Raw genomic sequence first — 19434 nt, 5'->3', positions numbered from 1 at the left:
ATGGAGGCGGAGTACTCATTCCGCCGTCAGGCGCTGGGGGCGAGCTTTCACCCGCCCCTCACCTTTTCTTTTGTTATGCCGACACTTTTTGCTCCAGCTTGCCCAGTTCGCGCAGGATCTGTTCCGGCGTGAAGTGCCACTTGCGCAACCAGACACCACAGGCGTCGTGGATGGCGGTGGCGATGGCAGGCGCCGCGCCGTTGACCCCGATCTCCGAGATGGACTTGGCGCCGTAAGGGCCGACCTTGTCGTCACTCGGTACCAGGAAGGCCCGGAAGTCGCGCGGAATATCGCCAATCTTGGGCGCGCCATAGCTCTTCAGATCCCGGGTGAGCGGAATGCCCTTGCCGTCATAGCAGATCTCCTCGGTCAGGGAGTGACCGATAGCCCGCATAGTCGCCCCGTAGATCTGGCCGAGGGCCAGCTCCGGGTTGATGGGGGTACCGCAGTCGAGCAGGGCGTAGAACTTGTCGAGCCTGATCTCGCCGGTTCTGACGTTGACCGCCACCTCGGCGAAGTTGGCCCCATACGGGAAGGCAAGCTCCGAAGTGATGTAGCTGGCAGTGCCCACCAGAATGCCGAAGCCGGTACCTGTCTCCGCCTTGTGGGCCAGCTTGGCGAGGCTCACCTCCCCCTGCTTGCCGCGCACGATCCCCGGGTGAACCAGCTCTACGTCTTCGACCGGCTCGCCCAGCATGGCGGCGCCGTGGAACAGGATCTTAGCCTTGAGGTTCTCGGCCGCCATCTTGGCCGCGTTGCCGGAGAAGCAGGTACCGGACGAGGCGTAAGCCCCCTTGTCGAATAGCGCATGGTCGGTATCGCCAGAGATGACGTGCACATCGCTGAGCGGGCAACCGAGCACCTCGGCGGTCAGCTTGGCGACCACGGTATCGAGGCCGGTGCCGATATCGGCGCCACCGGAGTGGACGATAAAGGTACCGTCCGATTCCAGCTTGACCATGCAGTTGGCCTGATCGATATCCGGGATCCCCGATTTTTGCATGATGATGGCGACGCCACGACCGATGCGCCAATCCCCGTCGGCGGGTTTGAGGCTATCCCAGGCAATCAGTTCGCGACCCTGTTTGAGGATGGGTTCGAGGGCGCAGCTGGCGGCGTGGGGCACAGAGGTAGGCATCTTGCCCTCGCCGATGGCACCCAGAACCTTGAGGATGTCCCCTTCGTGCACCCGGTTGTGCTCCACCATGTCGAGCTGATCGATACCCAGTTTCTCGGCCAGCTCGGCAATGGCCATGGTCAGCGCGAAGTTTCCCTTGGGCGCGCCGTAGCCCTGATAGGCGCCGGTCGGGCAGATGTTGCTGTAGTAGGTATTGACGGTAAAGCGCACGTTGTCGCACGGATAGAGCGGCAGGGAGAGCGCCGGGCCGTTGCTTGGCACCGTCAATGAGTGGTTGCCATAAGGGCCGGTGTTGGCGCGAAAATCCATGTCGATGGCGGTGATGGTGCCATCTTTTTTGGCCCCCACTTTCACCTTCACCTTGGCCACGTGGCGGGAGGTGTTGCTGATGAACTCCTCTTCACGGGTGTAGCGGAAGGTAACGGGACGGCCGGTGACCTTGGTCGCCCAGGCGCACACCTCTTCCAGCAGGATATCCTGCTTGGAGCCAAAGCCGCCCCCTACCCGCTCCTTGATCACGTGCACCTGATGTTGCTTGAGGCCGACGATCCGCGCCACCTGACGGCGCACGTGCCACGGCACCTGGGTGGATGCGTGAATGACCAGACGATCCCCATCCATGTAGGTGAAGCAGATATGTGGCTCGGTCGGGCACTGCTGGGCCTGGGTCGATTCGTAGGTGCGCTCGACAATCTCGTCCGCCTCGGCAAAGCCTTTGGCCACATCGCCGATCTGGCCATGGACGCTGGCGGCCAGGTTCTCGTGGGGGCGGGAGCCGATGGGGAAGTTGATGATCATGTGCTCATCGCCGCGGCGCACCGAGCAGGCGTTCTGCTGCTCCAGATCCGCAGGCGCACCAGCCATGTAGACGATGGGCTCGTCGTGCACCAACGGTGCATTGGGAGCCATCGCCTCATCGATGGTCATGACCGCCGGCAGCACCTGATACTCGACCTCGATGAGTTTGAGGGCCGCCAATGCGATGGCTTCGCTCTCGGCCACCACGGCGGCAACACGATCACCGACGTGGCGCACCTTGCGGCTGAACATGCGGCGATCCAGCGGTGACGGCTCGGGAGCACTCTGACCACCCGGGGTGTAAAACACATCCGGGCAGTTGAGGTGGGTTATGACGTGCACTACCCCCGGCATGGCTTCGGCGCGGCTCACGTCGAGTTTGGTGATCACCGCATGAGGATGGGGACTGCGCAGCATCTTGATGATCAGCGCATCCTCGGTAACCCTGTCCTCCACGTAGCAGGGCTTGGCCTGCACCATCTTGGCTGCGTCCACTTTCGGGCAACTCTTGCCGATATGGCGCAGATCGTCGCGAAATTCCGGGGCGATCTGGCACAGGTAATCGGGATCCTTCATCCGTGAACAGGCAAGCTCGATGGCCTGATAGAACTGCTGGTAGCCGCCATCGCGGTGAAACAGGCCCGAGAGGGCATCGTCGATTTGATCACGGGTAGGCTCGGGGTGGCGATCAAGCAGGTCGGTGACGATGAGCGCGGCGGCCGGATCGTTGTAGCCGGACTGCACCACCCCCACGTCCACCATCGCCTGCTGTACCAGACTGAGCTGGTTCCAGCTGCCCAGCGACTCGGCGGTGCGCACCTGCGCCCCCTCCAGCTGGGCGGCGATCAGCAGAGAGGCGTTGATCACCTTGCCGTTGAAGAGAATGGCGTCGGAGCCGGCAAAACCGAAGCCGTCGTCACTGTTGCGCACCGAGTGCATCCGGCACTGATTGAACAGCACCCGCTGGGCATTGTCACCGGCCTTGCAGATGACGGTGCGCAGGGCACCGTTCAGGGTAAAGTTGAGTTCCATCATGCTTGCACCTCCTGCTGCTGGCAATCCACCAGCAGATCCGCCACCACTACACCGGTGATATAACGCTTGTAACTTATGCTGCCCGCCAGATCCTCACGGGGCGCAATCAGCTCGCTCACGGCGGCCTCCAGCGCGGCATCGTGCAGTTCACGGCGCTCCAGATCCCGCAGGCGCATCGGCTGCGGGGTGACGCCAGCGACGGCCACCCGCATCTCGCCAATGCTGTCGAGGGCTACCGCGGCGGTCATCACCGCCAAGCCATCGGCGTTGCGGCTGATGCGGCGAGTGGCGCAGCGCAGTTCAGGCTCCGGCAGCACAATCCCCAGCACCAGGGCATTGCGCTGACCAGCCAGATAGGCGTCGATGGGTTGCAGCAGGTTGTTCTCCAGCACCACCACGGCTTCGAGCACCAGCAGTACCGGCAACAGCGGAGAGTCCTGCTGCTGGCAGGCAAGTTCGCCGCCAATGGTGGCCTGATTGCGCAGATGGCGGGAGTAGACAAACCCCAGCGCCTCGCACAGGGCGGCCGGGGTACGGGGGTCGTCTTTGAGGGCTTGCAGGGTGACGGTGGCGCCGATATGGAGCTGGCCGTGCTGCTGCTCAATCTGGTTCAGTCCCAGCTTGTCCAGTGAGATAGCGACCTTCTTGTCGGTGCGGGTCGGGGCGGCGTTAAGCTTGCTGCCGCCCCCCATATAGACGGCGTCGTTGCCGAAACGGGCCTTGAGTTCCAAAGCCTGACCCAGTTGCTCGGGTCGGAAGAATTGCTCAATCATGTGTCGTCCTTACTCTTGCTGCCCGCCGCCGGAGAGATCCTCAGGGCGGGCAATCCGGTCCAAAACTGTGGAAGGTGGCCTTAGGCCAGCTGATCCATCCGTTGCCACAGGCGGCTCGCCACCTTGCTGGCCTGCTCATAAATGGGCGCGACATCGAACGGGAACTCGCGGTCCTGATAGACCATGCGCCCCTCCACCATCACGCTGTTGACGCTGTTCGATCCCATGCCGAAGGCGAGATGGCCACCGAGGTTGCGCGGCGCCAGCGGGGTCGGTGCGTCGTAGTCGCAAATGGTGAGGTCGGCCTTGTATCCCGGCTCCAGGCGGCCAAATTTGGCGCCGAAGTTGCGCTCCAGCAAGGTGTTGCCGTTCCAGAGGAAGCGGGCAAAGCTGTCGGGCCACAGGGCACCACCAGCATCCTTGTGCTTGAAGTAGGCGAACTTGAGCTCTTCGAGCATGTCGGAGCCGATACCATCGGTGCCAAGCGCCAGATTGCGATACTCCGGCAGGTGCATGTTGTAGCCCACATGGTTGTTCATGTTGGAGCGGGCGTTGTGCACCAGGAAGGCATCGCGGCTGTTGATCAGCTCGATGTCAGCCGGGCTCAGGTAGATGCCGTGGGCGATCAGAGTCTTGCTGTCGATAAGGCCAAACTCGTCCAGCCGGGCGATGGGCTCCTTGCCATAGTGGTGGTGGCCGTGGGCCATGTCGTAACGGTCTTCCGCCACATGGATATGCAGACCACGACCGGTGACCTGCACCGCTTCGCGCAGCATGGCCAGCCCCTCGTCGGGTACGGTGAAGGGGGCGTGGGCGCCAATATGGGCCTCCACCAGATAGGGTTCGCTCCCCTTGGCTTTGGCCGCATCGATCTGTTGGGCGAACAGGATGTTCTCCTCCACCCCGGCCTGCAGCTCGGCGAGGCCGCCGTTGCGATCCGTGGTCTCGAAGCAGGTCATGCCGCGCAGGCCCGCATCCATAAACCCTTTGCGCAGCACATTCAGGGAGCCCTTGATGAAGTTGGGCGACGCGTGGTGGTCGATCACCGCACTGCAGCCGCTCTTGATCGCTTCCAGCGAGCAGATGAGGCCGCTGTAGTAGAGGGACTCTTCATCGAGCGCCCGATCGAGCCGCCACCAGAGGTTTTTCAGGGTGGAGATAAAATCCGGGCAGGGGGCGATATTGGCCATGATCCCCCGCGACAGGCCGGAGTAGAAGTGGTTGTGGGCACAGACGATGCCAGGCATCACCAGCTTGCCCCCCATCTCCCGATAGTTAGCCTCCGGGTAGAGGGCCAGCAGATTGGGCCCCACCGCTTTGATAAGCGCTCCTTCGATGGCGATATCCACCCCTTCCAGCACCCGGGTCGGCTCCAGCTGGACAGCGGTGACGTTCTTCAGAATAAACATGGTTTGCTCCTTCGCTTATTCGTGGTTCGCTCAGGCCTCGACGGCCCCCAGCAGGTAGTGGTGATGAGCATGGACATGGCTGATGATGCGGCACATGTCGCCAAGGGCCGCTGGCGCATCCTTGATCCGGCTCTGGGCATCTATGGTCAGGCGATAGGTCTCGCCATCCTGACGCACCCGCAGTTCGCCACCGTCAGCCAGATAGAAACCGGGGTTGCGGCTGTTGTCGAAGTCCTCGGGCAGGCTGAAGATGGTGACCTTGTCCTGATAGGGCTTGCCCTGCCACGGGCAGAACTGGGCGCAGTTGCCACATTCGTTACAGTAGGCATCCAGGTGCAGGGTCTGGAACTGGTCTTTGAAGCCCGGCACCGCGATGGCGACGTTGGCCCGGTTGGGGCAGACATCCACGCACTTGCTGCAGAGGTAGTTGCACTCGAGGCAACGGTGCGCCTCTTGCGCCACGAAGGCATCGCGTTCGCTCTTGTCAACCATGGTGACGGCGATGCTCCCCTTGCGGCGGTAGATCTCATCCTTGCCCGACGGCTGGATGGTCACTTCACTCTGCTGGCTGGCGATATGCTCACGAGAGAGCACCAGATCCGCGGCGCGGCGGGCACCACCGATGGCACCGACGATCGAGGATGGGCCGCTCTGCACGTCACCGATGAGGAAGACGTTGCGACGGCTGGTTTCGCCGGTCTGGCCATCCACCTCGGGCCAGCCATCGTTGCCAAGAGGAATCCCCATCGCTTTGAGCACCTCGCAGTCAGGCTGCTCGCCGATGGCGGTGATCAGGGCATCCATCTGCATCACTTCGGTCTGCTCGGTAGGCACCGGACGGCGGCGGCCCTGCTCGTCAGGATCCCCCAGCGCCATCATCCGCACGACAAGCTTGCCATCTTTCTCAAAGCGCTCCGGATTGGTGAGGAAGCAGAAACGCACCCCATCCTCCACCGCTTCCAGAACCTCCTCGCGATAGGCGGGCATCTCTTTTTCGCTGCGGCGGTAGATAACGGTCACATCGCTGACACCGGGCACCTTGAGGGCAGCGCGGGCACAGTCCATGGCGGTGTTGCCGGCACCGATCACCGCCACATGGCGGCCTAGCAGCAGCGGCTTGCCCTGATTGAAGCTGCGCAGGAAGTGGAAGGATTTGTAAATCCGCTCGTGACCCCCCTCGAGGCGCATACCGCCATTCTTGTCGGCGCCGATGCCGACGAAAACATAGCTAAAGCCCTGGGCGTGCAGCTTGTCGACGGTGAGCGCCGGATCGCAACCAAACTCGAACTTGACCCCGTGGGCGGCGACAAAGTCGATGTCATGCTGGATAAGCTCGGCCGGAATGCGGAACTCGGGGATGATGTGCTTGACCACGCCACCGGCATCCGCTTCGCGCTCGAACACGGTGACCGGGTGACCGGCACGGGCCAGGAAGTAACCGGCGGAGAGACCGGCCGGACCGGCGCCAATGACCGCCACCGGATGCTTGTCACCACTGCCGGCCGGTTTGTGCCAGCGCGCCTTGTACCCTTCCCAGCCGCGCTCCAGCGCCACTTTTTTCAGTTCGCGGATATTGAGCGCGCTGTCGTAGTCGAGACGGGTGCAGTTGTACTGGCACTGGTGATCGCAGATATGGCTGGTGATGGCAGGCAAGGCGTTGCGCTGATAAATCAGCTCAAGGGCTGCCACATACTCTCCCTCGCCCATCAGACGAATGTACTCGGGGATATCCTGATGCACGGCGCAGGCGGTGACGCAGGGCGCTACGTAGCAGTCGGTCAGCGGCAGGCCACCGCCCACTTCGATACGATCGTCGGACTTCCACTCCTTCTGGGTGTAATCCATGGTGAGCGCCTTGGCGGCAAGCGCTTCCAGCTTGGCCACATCCACCTGACTCATGCCCCAGCTGTCAGAGGCGTCGATCTCTTTGAGACACTCAATCTGGCGCAGGTAGCCACCCGGTTTGAGCAGGTCGGTGGCCATGGTGATGGGACGAATGCCGGTCTCAAATATTTCGGCGATGTTGAACTTGCTGGCACCACCGGAGTAGGAGATGGGCAGCTTGCCATCGAAGGCGCGAGACAGCACGGCAGCCACGTTGATGGATAGCGGGAACAGCGCTCGGCCGGACATGTACATCTCATCGCCGGGCAGTGCCCCCTTGCGGTTGATGGTGCCGAGGGTGTTGGTCAGCTTGACCCCGAAGGTGAGCCCCTTCTCGGCCCCCAGCGCCATCAGACGGGTCAGCATCGCCTTGGCCTGATCCAGCTTGAGGTCGTGATCGAACGACTCTTCGCTCAGACCAATGTAATCAAAGCCGCAGGTATCGAGGATCTCGCGCACCCGCGGGTAACCCAGTAGGGTCGGGTTCAGTTTGACGAAGGTGTTAAGCCCCTTCTCTTCCAGCATGTAGCGGCAGATGGCCTCGATCTCGTTGGGCGGGCAGCCGTGCATGGTAGAGAGGGTAACGCCGTGCACAAGATTGGCCGGGATGCGCTCCACCAGCTGTTGCAGGCGATCGCGCCGCGCCCCCAGTCCCAGCTCGGCGATAAACTGCTCGTCGGCCACCAGCTCGCGCAGCACCTGCTGGTACTCGACAAATTTCGGAGTGCTGCTGGCATCCATCAGGCTGTGGATGAACTGCTGCATCGGTGGCTGTTTGATGCCATCGAGGTTGTAACCCACGCTCATGTTGAAGATGAAGGACTTGGCCTCTCCGTCGAGACGGGGGTCGAACACCTCCTCCAGCAGGTAGAGGGCAAACCAGGCCTTCAGATACTCGTCAAACGCCTTGGGCAGGGTGAACTCGGTAGACCACTCGGTGTTGAAGCACTCGTCTTCGGCGTCGATGCAGGGCTTTTCCAGTTCGAGACGGTCCAGGATCTGCACTGTCTTGAGCTCGATAAAGCGCCCGCCAGTCAGCCAGGAGGTGACGATGTTCTGGGCCAACTGGGTATGGGGGCCGGCTGCCGGGCCGATGGGGGTCTCGCAGGTTTCACCGAACACCTTGATCTTGCGCTCGTCCTGCTTGCGATAGAATTGCGCGGCGGGAATACCGAAAATGCTCTGACTCTCTTTATATTCCGCAAAAATACGGGTCAGCAGGTTCTTGAAGGGAACGGGTCGCATAATATCGCCCATGGCTATCTCCTTGCAGCTGTTCTGCCCATTGGCAGCATGAATAAATGGGGTATCCCGCACGGGTGTTTCCCCTTGGCAAGGAGAAGAGCAACAATCAGGCCACTACAGTTACAAAACTATTTTTTACGGTAAAAGCGTGAGACAGCTCCAATTAATGGAGAGAATTTACGATGCCACCATTATGGGTATTGCGAGTAGTTATCAATCACTCTGGAATTTACTTAATGAGCAGTTCAAAAAGAACTCACCCTATCAGATCAAGTGCGAGAAATATCACTTTGATACGCCATTTATCTCCCCGTTATCTTTTTAAAATAGGGTTATTTCGTGGGCTCGCTCTCATTTTCAAGAATGCCATCCAGCAGCGCCTGATAGCGCTCCGGGGTATCCACATCAAACAGGATGGCGGGGCTGTCAACTGGCACCATACGGTGCGGATGCCCTTGCAACCAGCGCCGTACCGACGACTGCACCGGGGCCGCAGCCAGCTCCCTTGCGAGGGATTTTGGCAGCAACACCGGATGACCCGTCTCCCCCTCAAAGCTCGGGAACAGGGCGAGCTCTCCGCGCGCCTGCCAGAGCTGCTGATAGACGTCGCGCGGGATACAGGGGAGATCCCCATGGCTGATAAAGAGGTGGTCAGCATCGCTGGCCGCCAGGGCGCAGCGAATGGAGCTGCCCAGCCCCTGCCGATAGTCGGGATTGTGGACGATAACAATATCCGGCCGTGATCCGTAGCGCGCTTGAAGTTCCTCGCCACGATGGCCCACCACCAGAATAACGCGCTGACAAAAAGCCAGGGCATTTTTGAGACTTGCATCAAGCATTGTCCCCTGGCAATAAGGTAGCATCATTTTCCAGGTACCCATTCGGGAAGATAAACCCGCCGCCGTTATTATACAGTCACACTGCACTTGTTCCTGGCAACGTTGTTTCCCACTCCCTTCGATATTTATTTTGGTCGTCATTATGTCGCACCCACACGCTATTGCTGTCGCATTTCCAGATATAGAACCGCTCTTAAACTCGCTCACCCAAAATATTGATAGCCATACCACCTTAATTAGCCTCTGCGGGGCTGGTGGAAAAACCAGCACCCTGTTCTGGCTGGCGGAATATTTTTATCAACAGGGTAAAAGGGTGCTAATTACCACCACCACCCGGATGTTTCTGCCTGCCCCGTCACACTATCGGGAATTGATTATCGAGACGGATCCCGTTCGTCAACTTACCCGCTGTCAGGCGCTACCGGATGGCCCGGCGCTGGTTGCCCTGTTCAGCCATCTCGACGAGCGCACCGGAAAGGTGGCGGGCCCCACGCCCCAGCAGATTGATCTCATCAAGGGGCAGCAGCGCTTCGATCTTATCCTGGTCGAAGCGGATGGCGCCCATCACAAGTTATTGAAAGTGCCCGCTTTGCACGAACCTTGCATTCCTCAGCACAGTGATTGGGTGATCGCCCTGACGGGCGGCGCCATGGTGGGGGCCAAGGCCGACCCGCAGCAGATCCACCGCTGGGCAGAGCTTCAGGCCCTGTGCGGGATAGAGGCCGGAGCCCCCCTCGACTGGGCCCTGTTTCACCAGCTGCTCTCCCACCCCGAGGGACTGTTCAAGGGCACCCCGGCCAGGGCGCGCCGGATCTGGTTTATCAATGGGGATTATCAAAATGAGGCGTCGTGGCTCGATGAATTGATAAAGCTGCATAGCCGCCACCCCGAGATCTATGCCATCTGGCAGGGGGCGGTTCGCGAGCCACAGCCCATTCGCCACGCACTCGGTTACTTCGCTCAGGATGAGGCTCAGCCGCCTCGCCCATGATGGTTTAAGGATAAGAAGAGGTACCTTATGAATCTGTTTGCACACGCAGCCCGACTGGAACAGGAGAACATTCCCTTTGCCATGGCCCAGATCATCGAGAGCCGTGGCTCCACCCCGCGCCATCAGGCCCAGATGCTGGTGATGGCCGATGGCCAGATCCTCGGCACCATCGGCGGCGGCATGATCGAGCGGCTGGTGATCGAGGAAGCGATGGCCGCCATTGCCGAGCGCAAGCCACGCATCTTCCATGGCCGGATGGCCCGTAACGGTGAACATGCGGTAGGGTCGGATTGCGGCGGCGCCATGTCGGTCTATATCGATGTCTATGGCCTGCGCCCCCGGCTGGTGCTCATTGGTGCTGGTCACGTCAACCGGGCGCTGGCACATGCTGCGGCGACGCTGGGTTTTGATATCCATGTGGGCGACTGTTTTGAAGGGAGCCTCAACCCTGACCTCTTCCCCGCCGGTACCCATCTGGTGCAGGCCGATACCATCAGCGCGGTGATCGATAAACTGGCCATCGAGCCCGCCAACTTCGTCATCATCGCCACCAACCATCAGGACAAGGAGGCGCTGGATCGGCTCATCAGCCGTCCCCTCGCCTATCTGGGGCTGCTCGCCAGCAAGCGCAAGGTGCAGACCTTCACCCAGGCGCTGCGCCAGCAAGGGGTGAGCCAGGAGCAACTTCAGCAACTGCACGCCCCCATCGGCTACAACATCGGCGCCGAGACCCCCGAGGAGATCGCCATCAGCATTCTCGCCGAGTTGTTGCAGGTGAAAAACGGCAAGGCAGGCGGTCTAATGCAGGATGATGTGCGCCTCAAGCGGGATCAGCTGGTGGTGATGCGCGGCTCCGGCGATATCGCCACCGGGGTGGCGCTGCGCCTGCACAATGCCGGCTTCAAGGTGGTGATGCTGGATCTCGACAAGCCCACGGTGATCCGCCGCACCGTCGCCTTCGCTCAGGGGATGTTCGACGGCGAAACAAGGGTCGAGGGAGTGCGTGCCAAGCGGGTCGAGAGCGTCGAACAGGCGTTCGAGCAGCTGGATCGGGGCGTCATTCCGCTACTGGTTGACCCCGAATGCACCACCCTCGCCGAGCTCAAGCCCCGCTATCTGGTGGATGCCATCCTCGCCAAGCAGAATCTCGGCACCCACAAGGAGATGGCTCCCATTACGGTGGCCCTTGGCCCGGGGTTTGAGGCGGGGCGCGACTGCGATGCGGTCATTGAGACCAACCGCGGTCATCATCTGGGCCGGGTCATCTATCAGGGCCCTGCCCAGCCCAATACCGGCATTCCCGGGGTGATCGAGGGGCACTCCGCCCGCCGGGTGGTACGCGCCCCCGCCCCCGGCGTGATGAAGAGCCTGATCAAGCTCGGCGATCTGGTGCAGGAGGGGGATGTGATTGCCCATGTAGGGGATGCCCCCATCATAGCGCCCCTCTCTGGCATGGTGCGGGGGCTGCTCAGCGATGGCATCGAGGTGACCGTCGGCTTCAAGATCGGTGACATCGACCCCAGAGGCGAGCGGGCCGACGCCACCACGGTATCGGACAAGGCACGCGCCATCGGCGGCGCCGTGCTGGAAGCCATGATGCATCTGGCCCAGCGCAGATAACGGCTCTTCGCGTCCCTCTTCAGCACCAAGTTCAGCACCAAGCAAAAGCCCCACCATGATGGTGGGGCTTTTTTCCGCCTGTCGGTTGATGCAGCTCCTTTACATCAGGGGAACCTGCATCACGACCGGGTTCGTTGCAATCGCCAGGCTCGCACCGCCAGCACAACCAGAGTGATGGCGGTGAGCGGCAATACAAAACCGGTTAGCGCTGCACTGAACTGACCTTGCAGCGGACTGGATGTGGCGTGGAGGATCAGCCAGCAGGTGTAGCCGATGTAGTAGGTCAGAAACAGCGCCCCTTCCCAGCGGGCGATGGTGTAACCGGTAAAGAAGATGGGCAGGCAGGCAAGCGCCACCGCAATCATTACCGGAATATCGAACTGAAGGGCGGTGGCCGACACTTCAAGCCCACCGGGAGTGACGATGGAGGTGAGCCCCAGCACGCAGAGGATATTGAAGATATTGCTGCCCACCACGTTCCCCACAGCGATATCCCGCTCCCCGCGCAGGGCTGCGACGATGGAGGTCACCACTTCGGGCAAGGAGGTACCGGCCGCCACTATGGTCAAGCCGATGATCAGATCGCTCACCCCGAAGTAGTGGGCAATCTCCACTGCACTGCCAACCAGCAGGCGGGAGCCGAGGATCAGCAGACCCAGACCTGCGGCAATAAAGAGCAGATTGCGCAACCAGTTGCCCGCCGTACTCGCTTCACGGGTACCAAACTCCTGCTCGTACTCCGCCTGCACCGCTTTGTTTTCCCGTCGACTCTGGACAAAGAGAAACCCGGTGTAGGCGATGATGCCGGCAAACAGCAGCGCCCCTTCCAGTGGCGCAATACGGCCATCGTAGCCCAGCAACAACACCAGAAAAGAGACCACTATCATCAAGGGAACGTCGAGACGTACCAGTTGCTGGGAGACGGTCAACGGTACGATCAGTGCCGAAATACCTAAAATAAACAGCACGTTGAAAATATTGCTGCCGACCACGTTCCCCACAGCTATCCCTGCCTGCCCCTCGAGGCCAGACTGGATGCTCACCGCCAGCTCGGGAGCACTGGTCCCAAAGGCCACTATGGTCAATCCCACCACCAGTGGCGATATCCCCATCATGGTGGCGAGGCGAGATGCGCCCCGCACCAGAGATTCGGCCCCCCCCACCAGACACACCAGGCCTACAGCCAACCACACCAGCGTCATCATACGGTCTCATCCTTGCCGTTAGGTTCGTTGAAATAATCACAATAAATCAGATACCTGTGCTCCAGCACAGTCAGACCACGCCATTGTAACGAGGGGTTGGTCCCCTGTCGCGGGCTCTTTTGAGTGCTGTTTATCGTGCCACTGGCAGCCCAGTCACCACTCAACCGTGCTTGATACGGGTTTCCCCCGCCACCGACACCACGGAGCGCTTACCCTTGCGACTGATGACGAGAAGCGCCAGTACGATAAGGACGATGCCACTCCCCTCCACCGGCCCCGGATTTTCACCAAGCAGCCACCAGGAGAGCAGCACGCCGCTCACCGGCACCGCCAGGGTACTGAGGCTGGCGATCCCGGCAGGCAGCTTTTTCAGCACGAACAGCCAGAGGCTCCAGGCCAGTGCCGTGGCGAAGATGGCGCTGTAGGCGAGCGCGCCAAACACATAGGGCTGCCAGTCGATGGGTCGCTCCGGCACCAGCGCCGCCACCACGGCCATCACCATGGTGGCGTAGATCATCTGCCAGGTGGTGAGGGACATCAGATCCACCGCGGGGTGGCGGGCATACATCCGCTTGGCGATGATGGCGCTGATCCCCCAGCAGATGCCGGAGGCAATCCCCAGCAGCGCACTCTTCATGGAATCCAGATGCAGCTGCCAGGGCTCGATCACCAACAGCAGGCCGCAGGCGGCCACCCCGACCGCCAGATAGTGCAGCTTGCGCATCCGCTCGCCGAGAAAGAGCGCCGCGAAGATCACCACCCAGAACGGCATGGTGTAGCTCAGAATAGCCACCTTGCCCGCCCCGCCGCTGATCAGCGCCCACTGAGCCAACCCCACCATGCCGCAGGTCTGGAACAGGGCGATGGCGAGGGTATAGCGAAACGGGGTAGGTTTGAGATAACGGCGCCCGCGCAGGGCCAATACCAACAGCAGAACCAGAGATCCGCACAGGCAGCGCAGGGCAGTGAATTCGAAAGCCCCCGCGTAGAGCATCACCTGCTTCATCACGATCCAGCTGTAACTCCAGATGGCGGTGAGCAGGATCAATCCCACCAGCGCCGCCATATTGATCTTTCCACTCATTTGTTTGTTACTCACCTCTTGTCACTCATTGCGCAGGGTCTGTTCTCGGCGTCTTGCCCGCGCTTGAAGGCGGCCATCTTACGCCGCTCATCCTCCGCTGACCATGACTGCCCCAAAATGAACAAGGGGGCCGTCGGCCCCCGCAATCACACTCAACCCGAGCTGGAACGCCTAGCGGCAGATAATGGTTCCCGTCTTGCCGGCAATGCCGTCGGCGGCCTTCTCCAGCAAGGTGATCAGGGATTTGCGCCCCGGCATGGAGGTCGCGAACGAGAGCGCTGCCTCCACCTTGGGCAGCATGGAACCCTTGGCAAACTGCCCCTGTGCAATAAAGCTGTTGGCATCGGCCACGCTCAGCTGATCGAGCCACTGCACATCGGGCTTGCCGAAGTTGATGGCGACCTTCTCTACCGCGGTAAGGATGATCAGCATATCGGCGTCGATGAGCTCCGCCAGCTTGGCACTGGCCCAATCCTTGTCGATCACCGCACTGGCACCGCGCAGGTGATTGCCCTCCCGCAGCACCGGAATGCCACCGCCACCGACGGTGATCACCACCTGACCGGCGGCCAGCATGGCAGAGACGGTCTCTTTCTCGATGATATCGACGGGTTTGGGGGATGCGACCACCCGGCGATAGCCACGGCCGGCATCCTCTTTGAGCCGCTCGCCCCTGGCCATCAATGCCTCGGCCTCCTCCTTGCTGAAGAAGCCGCCGATGGGTTTGCTCGGGTCAAGGAAGGCGGGATCGTTTTTATCCACCTCCACCTGGGTCACCAGTGTAGCGACCGGCTTGTGAATACCACGCGCCAGCAAGGCCTCGCGCAGGGCGTTTTGCAGGTCATAACCGATATAACCCTGACTCAGGGCCACGCAGACCGACATGGGCAGATGGGGCGCCTTGGGGTCATGGCGTGCCGCTACCTCGAACGCCTGCTGGATCATCCCCACCTGCGGGCCGTTGCCGTGGGTCACCACCACCTCATGCCCCTGAGCGATCAGGTCGGCAATGGTGCCCGCCGTGCTCTGCACCGCCTTCATCTGCTCGGGCAGGTTGTTGCCCAGCGCATTGCCACCAAGGGCCAGTACGATTCTCTGTTTCATCTTGTTATCTCCAGTGATGGGACAAGCCGGCGCAATACCGGCCCACCTTTCGTTGTTCACATAACCTTGCTGCTCTGCGTGTTTCGAACTGATTGTCAGCCGGCCACTGTGGGGCAAGGCGAGTGCAGCTCCGGCGCCAAGGCCGGATCAAAGGGCGCTCTGGCCAGAAAACGGCCGTGACCACGCCGCCCCAGAAACCCGCCATCGCGAGCGACTATCTCGCCACGGCTCAGGGTCATCCTGATCCGGCCGGGGCAGCACATCCCCTCGTAGGGGCTGTAGTCGCCGTTGTCATGCAGCAGTGGGTGAGAAATCAGGGTGTCACCGCGGGGATCCATCAGCACCAGATCAGCGTCAGACCCCGGTTGCAGGTTGCCCTTGCGCGGCCAGAGGCCAAACAGGCGCGCCGGGTTGGCGCTGGTGAGAGCTACAAAGCGTGATGGCGAGATGCGCCCCCCCAACACCCCGTGGGCAAAGAGCAGCAGCATCCGGTTCTCGACGCCCGGCAAGCCGTTGGGGCAGCGGCTGAAATCGCCCCCCGAGAGGGTCATGCGCTGGGCGTGGGAGAAGTTGCAGTGATCGGTCGCCACCGTATCGATGTCACCCGCAGCGATACCGACCCACAGCTTGTCCTGCTCGCTGCGCCCCCGCAGCGGCGGGCTCAGCAGATAGTCGACCCCGTTCTCCCGGTAGTAGCAGCTGTCATCGAGCAGCAGATATTGCGGGCAGGTCTCCACCCAGACCGGCTGACCCTGACGGCGCGCCAGCTTCAGATACTCCAGCCCCAGTCCATTTGAAAGGTGGACGATATAGAGCGGCGCATTGCCCGCGAGCCCTGCCAGATTGATCATCCGGGCGATGGCCTCCGCCTCGCACTCCAATGGGCGACTTTGCGGGTGATACCAGGGCTCATGGTGACCGGCGGCCAGCAGGGCCGCCCGGCGCGCCGCGATGGCGGCATCGTTCTCGGGGTGGACGGTGGCAAGCGCCCCCACCTCCTTGAGGCGGGCCAGGGCACGCAGCACGTCATGGTCCCCCAGCTTGTACTGGTAGGTGAGATAGAGCTTGAAGCTGCTGATCCCCTCCTCCTGCACCATGGCGGCCATCTCATTAAGGATAGCGTCATCCACATGCTGGATCACGCCATGAAAGCTGTAGTCGATCACCGCCTGATCGGCGGCGTAGTCGTGATAACGGGCCAGCTGGTGATGCAGATTGCACCCCGCCGGACCAAATCCCATGTGGTCGATGATGGTGGTGGTGCCGCCACAGGCGGCGGCACGGGTACCGCTGAAAAAGTCATCGCAACTGCGGGCAATGCCCACGTCGATGTTGAAGTGGGTATGAACGTCGATGCCACCCGGCATCACATAGCAGCCGCTGGCATCGATCACCTCGGTTTCGCCATCTGGCTGGATATCGGCGGCACGGGCGCGGATCACCCCGTTATCGATCAGCAGATCCTGACGATATTCACCCTGTGCATCGACCAGCACACCGTTTTTGATCAGCCGTTTCATCCCCACCACCTCGAACATCACTTCAAACAGCAAAACCCCGCCTCAACACAGACGGGGCACTTGTCACACTTTTAACAGCTGGGCGGCGATGGCAGCCACCGCTCGGCAGACCCCTTACTTGTCCAACTCAGCCAGATAGAGCATGGGGATCACGGCGTACATGGCGGCGCACTTGACCAGATGCTCTTTCCAGGTCTTCTCGTTCGGTGCGTGGGCCTCCGGCTCTTTACCCGGGCCAAAACCGATGACCGGAATACCGTGGCGACCCATGATGGAGACCCCGTTGGTAGAGAAGGTCCATTTGTCTACCACCGGCTCCTTGTTGAACAGCTCGCGATAAGCCTTGGAGAGGGTTTTGACGGTGATGTGATCCTCCTCCACCTTCCAGGTCGGGAAGTAGCACTCGGTCGGATAGACCAGACCGGTGTAGGCCGGACGATCGTACTGGTACATGGAGACCTCGGCACCGGCGGCTTTCACCGCAGGCAGGGCACGGATCTCGTCGAGCGCTCCTTGCCAGGTCTCGCCCCAGGTGAGACGGCGGTCGATGGAGACGGCGCAGCTATCCGCTACGGCGCAGCGGCTCGGCGAAGTGAAGAAGATCTCGGAGACGGTCAGGGTGCCCTTGCCGAGGAAGTCATCGTTGCCGAGGTTGTGGCTGAGTTCCTGCAATTCGCCGAGGATCGGGCCCATTTTGAAGATGGCGTTGTCACCGCGCTCCGGTGCGGAGCCGTGGCAGCTGACACCTTGCACTTCAACGCGGATCTCCATGCGACCACGCTGACCACGGTAGATCTGGCAGTCGGTGGGTTCGGTACTGACCACGAACTCGGGGCGGATCTTGCTCTGCTCGATGATGTACTGCCAGCAGAGACCATCGCAATCCTCCTCCTGCACGGTACCGGTCACCAGCAGGGTGTACTGATCTTCCAGCCCCAGATCCTTGATGATCTTGCCCGCATAGACCATGGAGGCCATGCCCCCTTCCTGATCGGAGGCGCCGCGGCCACCGATGATCTCGTGATCTTCCATCCCCTCATAGGGGTCAAAGGTCCAGTTGGCCATGTTGCCGACGCCCACGGTATCGATGTGGGCATCCATGGCGATCAGGTGCGGGCCGTGGCCGATATAGCCCAGCACGTTGCCCATGGGGTCGATCTCGACCTTGTCAAAACCAACCTTCTCCATCTCCTGCTTGATGCGTAGCACCACGCGCTCTTCATCGCAGCTCTCGCTCGGGATGGCGATCATGTCGCGCAGGAACTGACTCATCTCGGCCTTGTACTGGTAGGCCTTCTCCAACACCATTTCAAACGGAATTTGCTTGCTCATTGTGATTCTCCATAACAACTGAGAGTGCGCGGCCTGTTCGTCGGCAGCGCCCTGTGCCCGTTACCGCGCCCCGTTGGCGAGGCGCGATCAGTTCTTCAATTCGTGTCTCTGCTCTCGCAGGGCTTACTCACAGCCGGGGTTAATCGCAGGCAGGATGTTTGCCTTCCCACACCACTTCCCGGTAGTGCTTCACATCGGTGTCCCCTTCGGTGTTGATGATGAGTACCACCGAGTTGCTATCCAGCCCCAGACGTTCCATCAGCGCCGCGCGATCCGGGTGGTGACGCACAGCCGCCAGCACGCCGGTACCGACCGAGCCGGACTCACCGGAGATGATGCGCGGATCATTGCCAAGGGGGTTGCCGAGCACTCTCATGCCCAATGCCGACACCTTGTCGTGACAGGAGATGAACTGGGTGGTGCAGCTTCTTAGCAGTGGCCAACCGAGGGGGTTGGGTTCGCCACAGGCGAGACCGGCCATGATGGTGCGCATATCGCCCCCCACGTTGACCATCTCCCCCGCCACACCGGAGCGGTAGATGCAGTCGGCCTGATCCGGTTCGACCACGATACTGTGCAGGTTTTTCGCCCCGAAGCAGTCCACCAGATAACCGAGCACACCGCCCGCCAGCGCCCCGACCCCGGCCTGCAGCAGCACGTGGGTCGGCTGCTTGATGCCCATGGCCTGCATCTGCTCGACCGCTTCGTCGGCCAGAGTGGAGTAACCCTGCATGATCCAGGTCGGGATCTTGGTGTAGCCCTCCCAGGCGGTGTCCTGCACTATGTGCCAACCGCGCTCTTCCGCCATCTTCATGGTCAGGCGCACGGTATCGTCGTAGTTCATGTCGGTGACGATGCACTCGGCACCGAGATTGAGAATGTGGTCAACCCGCTCCTGGGCCGAGCCCTTGGGCATGTAGACCACCGCATGCTGGCCCACCTGCTTGGCGGCCCAGGCAACGCCGCGACCGTGGTTGCCATCTGTGGTGGTGGCGAAAGTCATCGGCTCCTTGATGGTGCGCTTGATGAGATCGAAGGAGAAATCCTCGACTGCCACCCCGTACTTTTCACAGAGCAGGTTGGCGATGGCATAAACGCCACCCAGCATCTTGAAGGCATTGAGGCCAAAGCGCTTTGACTCGTCCTTGACCAATATATTTTTCACCCCGATATAGGCGGCCAGATCTTTCAGGTCGCACAATGGGGTCGGCTCATAACCGGCCAGTTTTTTATGAAAGGCACGGGCCTTTTGTGCTTCGGCGCGAGAAAAAAGCGGAGATGGCTCGGCGGTAAAAAAGCGGTTATCGGCAATATCCATCTTCAGCGAAAATTGGGACATGCTTACCTCACTAAGCGTTACCTGACAAAGAGCTGCCTCGCCGGGAGATCCGTTATTCAGATAACACGGAGAGAAAACTCAAAATAATGGGTTCGACAGTGTGGGCAGGATGAATATT

General features: G+C 61.0%; 13 protein-coding genes. 2 read left to right on the top strand and 11 right to left on the bottom strand.

From position 1 onward, the window contains the following. Positions 1-73: 73 nt before the first annotated feature. The 5 genes from ACW5XC_RS12165 to mocA form a co-directional block, all read right to left on the bottom strand. Positions 74-2971 carry a molybdopterin-dependent oxidoreductase Mo/Fe-S-binding subunit gene (locus ACW5XC_RS12165; protein WP_202904103.1) on the bottom strand — a complete coding sequence of 966 codons (2898 nt, stop codon included), beginning with the start codon at positions 2969-2971 and terminating at the stop codon, positions 74-76. After that, complete coding sequence (ygfM, locus tag ACW5XC_RS12160) at positions 2968-3744, bottom strand: molybdopterin-dependent oxidoreductase FAD-binding subunit (RefSeq protein ID WP_042055979.1); 777 nt, start codon at positions 3742-3744, stop codon at positions 2968-2970. Before ygfM ends, ACW5XC_RS12165 begins: the two co-directional genes overlap by 4 nt. A gap of 80 nt (positions 3745-3824) precedes the next feature. Beyond that, a complete protein-coding gene (gene ssnA / locus ACW5XC_RS12155; RefSeq protein WP_042055977.1) occupies positions 3825-5153 on the bottom strand; it encodes a putative aminohydrolase SsnA in 1329 nt (442 codons plus the stop codon). 30 nt (positions 5154-5183) lie between these two features. Beyond that, positions 5184-8294: a putative selenate reductase subunit YgfK gene (gene ygfK, locus ACW5XC_RS12150; RefSeq protein WP_042055975.1), complete on the bottom strand. Its 3111-nt coding sequence runs from the start codon at positions 8292-8294 to the stop codon at positions 5184-5186. Between the two features lie 320 nt (positions 8295-8614). Then, a complete protein-coding gene (gene mocA / locus ACW5XC_RS12145; RefSeq protein WP_080771415.1) occupies positions 8615-9262 on the bottom strand; it encodes a molybdenum cofactor cytidylyltransferase in 648 nt (215 codons plus the stop codon). A 1-nt stretch (position 9263) separates the two neighbouring features. Here mocA and yqeC point away from each other — a divergent pair, with 1 nt between their 5' ends. Beyond that, positions 9264-10112 (top strand): selenium cofactor biosynthesis protein YqeC, encoded by an 849-nt coding sequence (gene yqeC, locus ACW5XC_RS12140; protein WP_042055970.1) that lies wholly within the window; start codon positions 9264-9266, stop codon positions 10110-10112. Positions 10113-10139: 27 nt separating this feature from the next. Next, positions 10140-11732 carry a selenium-dependent molybdenum cofactor biosynthesis protein YqeB gene (gene yqeB / locus ACW5XC_RS12135; RefSeq protein ID WP_042055968.1) on the top strand — a complete coding sequence of 531 codons (1593 nt, stop codon included), beginning with the start codon at positions 10140-10142 and terminating at the stop codon, positions 11730-11732. 119 nt (positions 11733-11851) lie between these two features. On the opposite strand, the gene ACW5XC_RS12130 is transcribed toward yqeB, so the two are convergent. From ACW5XC_RS12130 to dpaL, 6 genes are all read right to left on the bottom strand, one after another. After that, a complete protein-coding gene (locus ACW5XC_RS12130) occupies positions 11852-12937 on the bottom strand; it encodes a calcium/sodium antiporter (RefSeq protein WP_042055966.1) in 1086 nt (361 codons plus the stop codon). 160 nt (positions 12938-13097) lie between these two features. Then, positions 13098-14021, bottom strand: coding sequence for a DMT family transporter (locus ACW5XC_RS12125; protein ID WP_042055964.1), 924 nt, complete (start codon positions 14019-14021; stop codon positions 13098-13100). Positions 14022-14192: 171 nt separating this feature from the next. Further along, positions 14193-15125, bottom strand: a complete 933-nt coding sequence (gene arcC / locus ACW5XC_RS12120) for a carbamate kinase (protein ID WP_042055961.1) — start codon at positions 15123-15125, stop codon at positions 14193-14195. Between the two features lie 95 nt (positions 15126-15220). Then, positions 15221-16645: a dihydropyrimidinase gene (gene hydA / locus ACW5XC_RS12115; protein ID WP_042056062.1), complete on the bottom strand. Its 1425-nt coding sequence runs from the start codon at positions 16643-16645 to the stop codon at positions 15221-15223. 114 nt (positions 16646-16759) lie between these two features. Then, a complete protein-coding gene (locus ACW5XC_RS12110) occupies positions 16760-17977 on the bottom strand; it encodes a YgeY family selenium metabolism-linked hydrolase (RefSeq protein WP_042055959.1) in 1218 nt (405 codons plus the stop codon). A gap of 139 nt (positions 17978-18116) precedes the next feature. Beyond that, a complete protein-coding gene (dpaL, locus tag ACW5XC_RS12105) occupies positions 18117-19316 on the bottom strand; it encodes a diaminopropionate ammonia-lyase (RefSeq protein WP_042055957.1) in 1200 nt (399 codons plus the stop codon). Positions 19317-19434: the final 118 nt, after the last annotated feature.

This window comes from Aeromonas sp. 25-AL00135 (assembly GCF_054052385.1).
This window is presented reverse-complemented; position numbering and strand designations above follow the sequence as displayed.

What these genes read in the sequence shown, in the direction of transcription:
- ACW5XC_RS12165 (WP_202904103.1), bottom strand. Translation starts at nt 2,971, where the DNA reads ATGATGGAACTCAACTTTACCCTGAACGGTGCCCTGCGCACCGTCATC.
- ygfM (WP_042055979.1), bottom strand. Translation starts at nt 3,744, where the DNA reads ATGATTGAGCAATTCTTCCGACCCGAGCAACTGGGTCAGGCTTTGGAA.
- ssnA (WP_042055977.1), bottom strand. Translation starts at nt 5,153, where the DNA reads ATGTTTATTCTGAAGAACGTCACCGCTGTCCAGCTGGAGCCGACCCGG.
- ygfK (WP_042055975.1), bottom strand. Translation starts at nt 8,294, where the DNA reads ATGGGCGATATTATGCGACCCGTTCCCTTCAAGAACCTGCTGACCCGT.
- mocA (WP_080771415.1), bottom strand. Translation starts at nt 9,262, where the DNA reads ATGACGACCAAAATAAATATCGAAGGGAGTGGGAAACAACGTTGCCAG.
- yqeC (WP_042055970.1), top strand. Translation starts at nt 9,264, where the DNA reads ATGTCGCACCCACACGCTATTGCTGTCGCATTTCCAGATATAGAACCG.
- yqeB (WP_042055968.1), top strand. Translation starts at nt 10,140, where the DNA reads ATGAATCTGTTTGCACACGCAGCCCGACTGGAACAGGAGAACATTCCC.
- ACW5XC_RS12130 (WP_042055966.1), bottom strand. Translation starts at nt 12,937, where the DNA reads ATGATGACGCTGGTGTGGTTGGCTGTAGGCCTGGTGTGTCTGGTGGGG.
- ACW5XC_RS12125 (WP_042055964.1), bottom strand. Translation starts at nt 14,021, where the DNA reads ATGAGTGGAAAGATCAATATGGCGGCGCTGGTGGGATTGATCCTGCTC.
- arcC (WP_042055961.1), bottom strand. Translation starts at nt 15,125, where the DNA reads ATGAAACAGAGAATCGTACTGGCCCTTGGTGGCAATGCGCTGGGCAAC.
- hydA (WP_042056062.1), bottom strand. Translation starts at nt 16,645, where the DNA reads ATGAAACGGCTGATCAAAAACGGTGTGCTGGTCGATGCACAGGGTGAA.
- ACW5XC_RS12110 (WP_042055959.1), bottom strand. Translation starts at nt 17,977, where the DNA reads ATGAGCAAGCAAATTCCGTTTGAAATGGTGTTGGAGAAGGCCTACCAG.
- dpaL (WP_042055957.1), bottom strand. Translation starts at nt 19,316, where the DNA reads ATGTCCCAATTTTCGCTGAAGATGGATATTGCCGATAACCGCTTTTTT.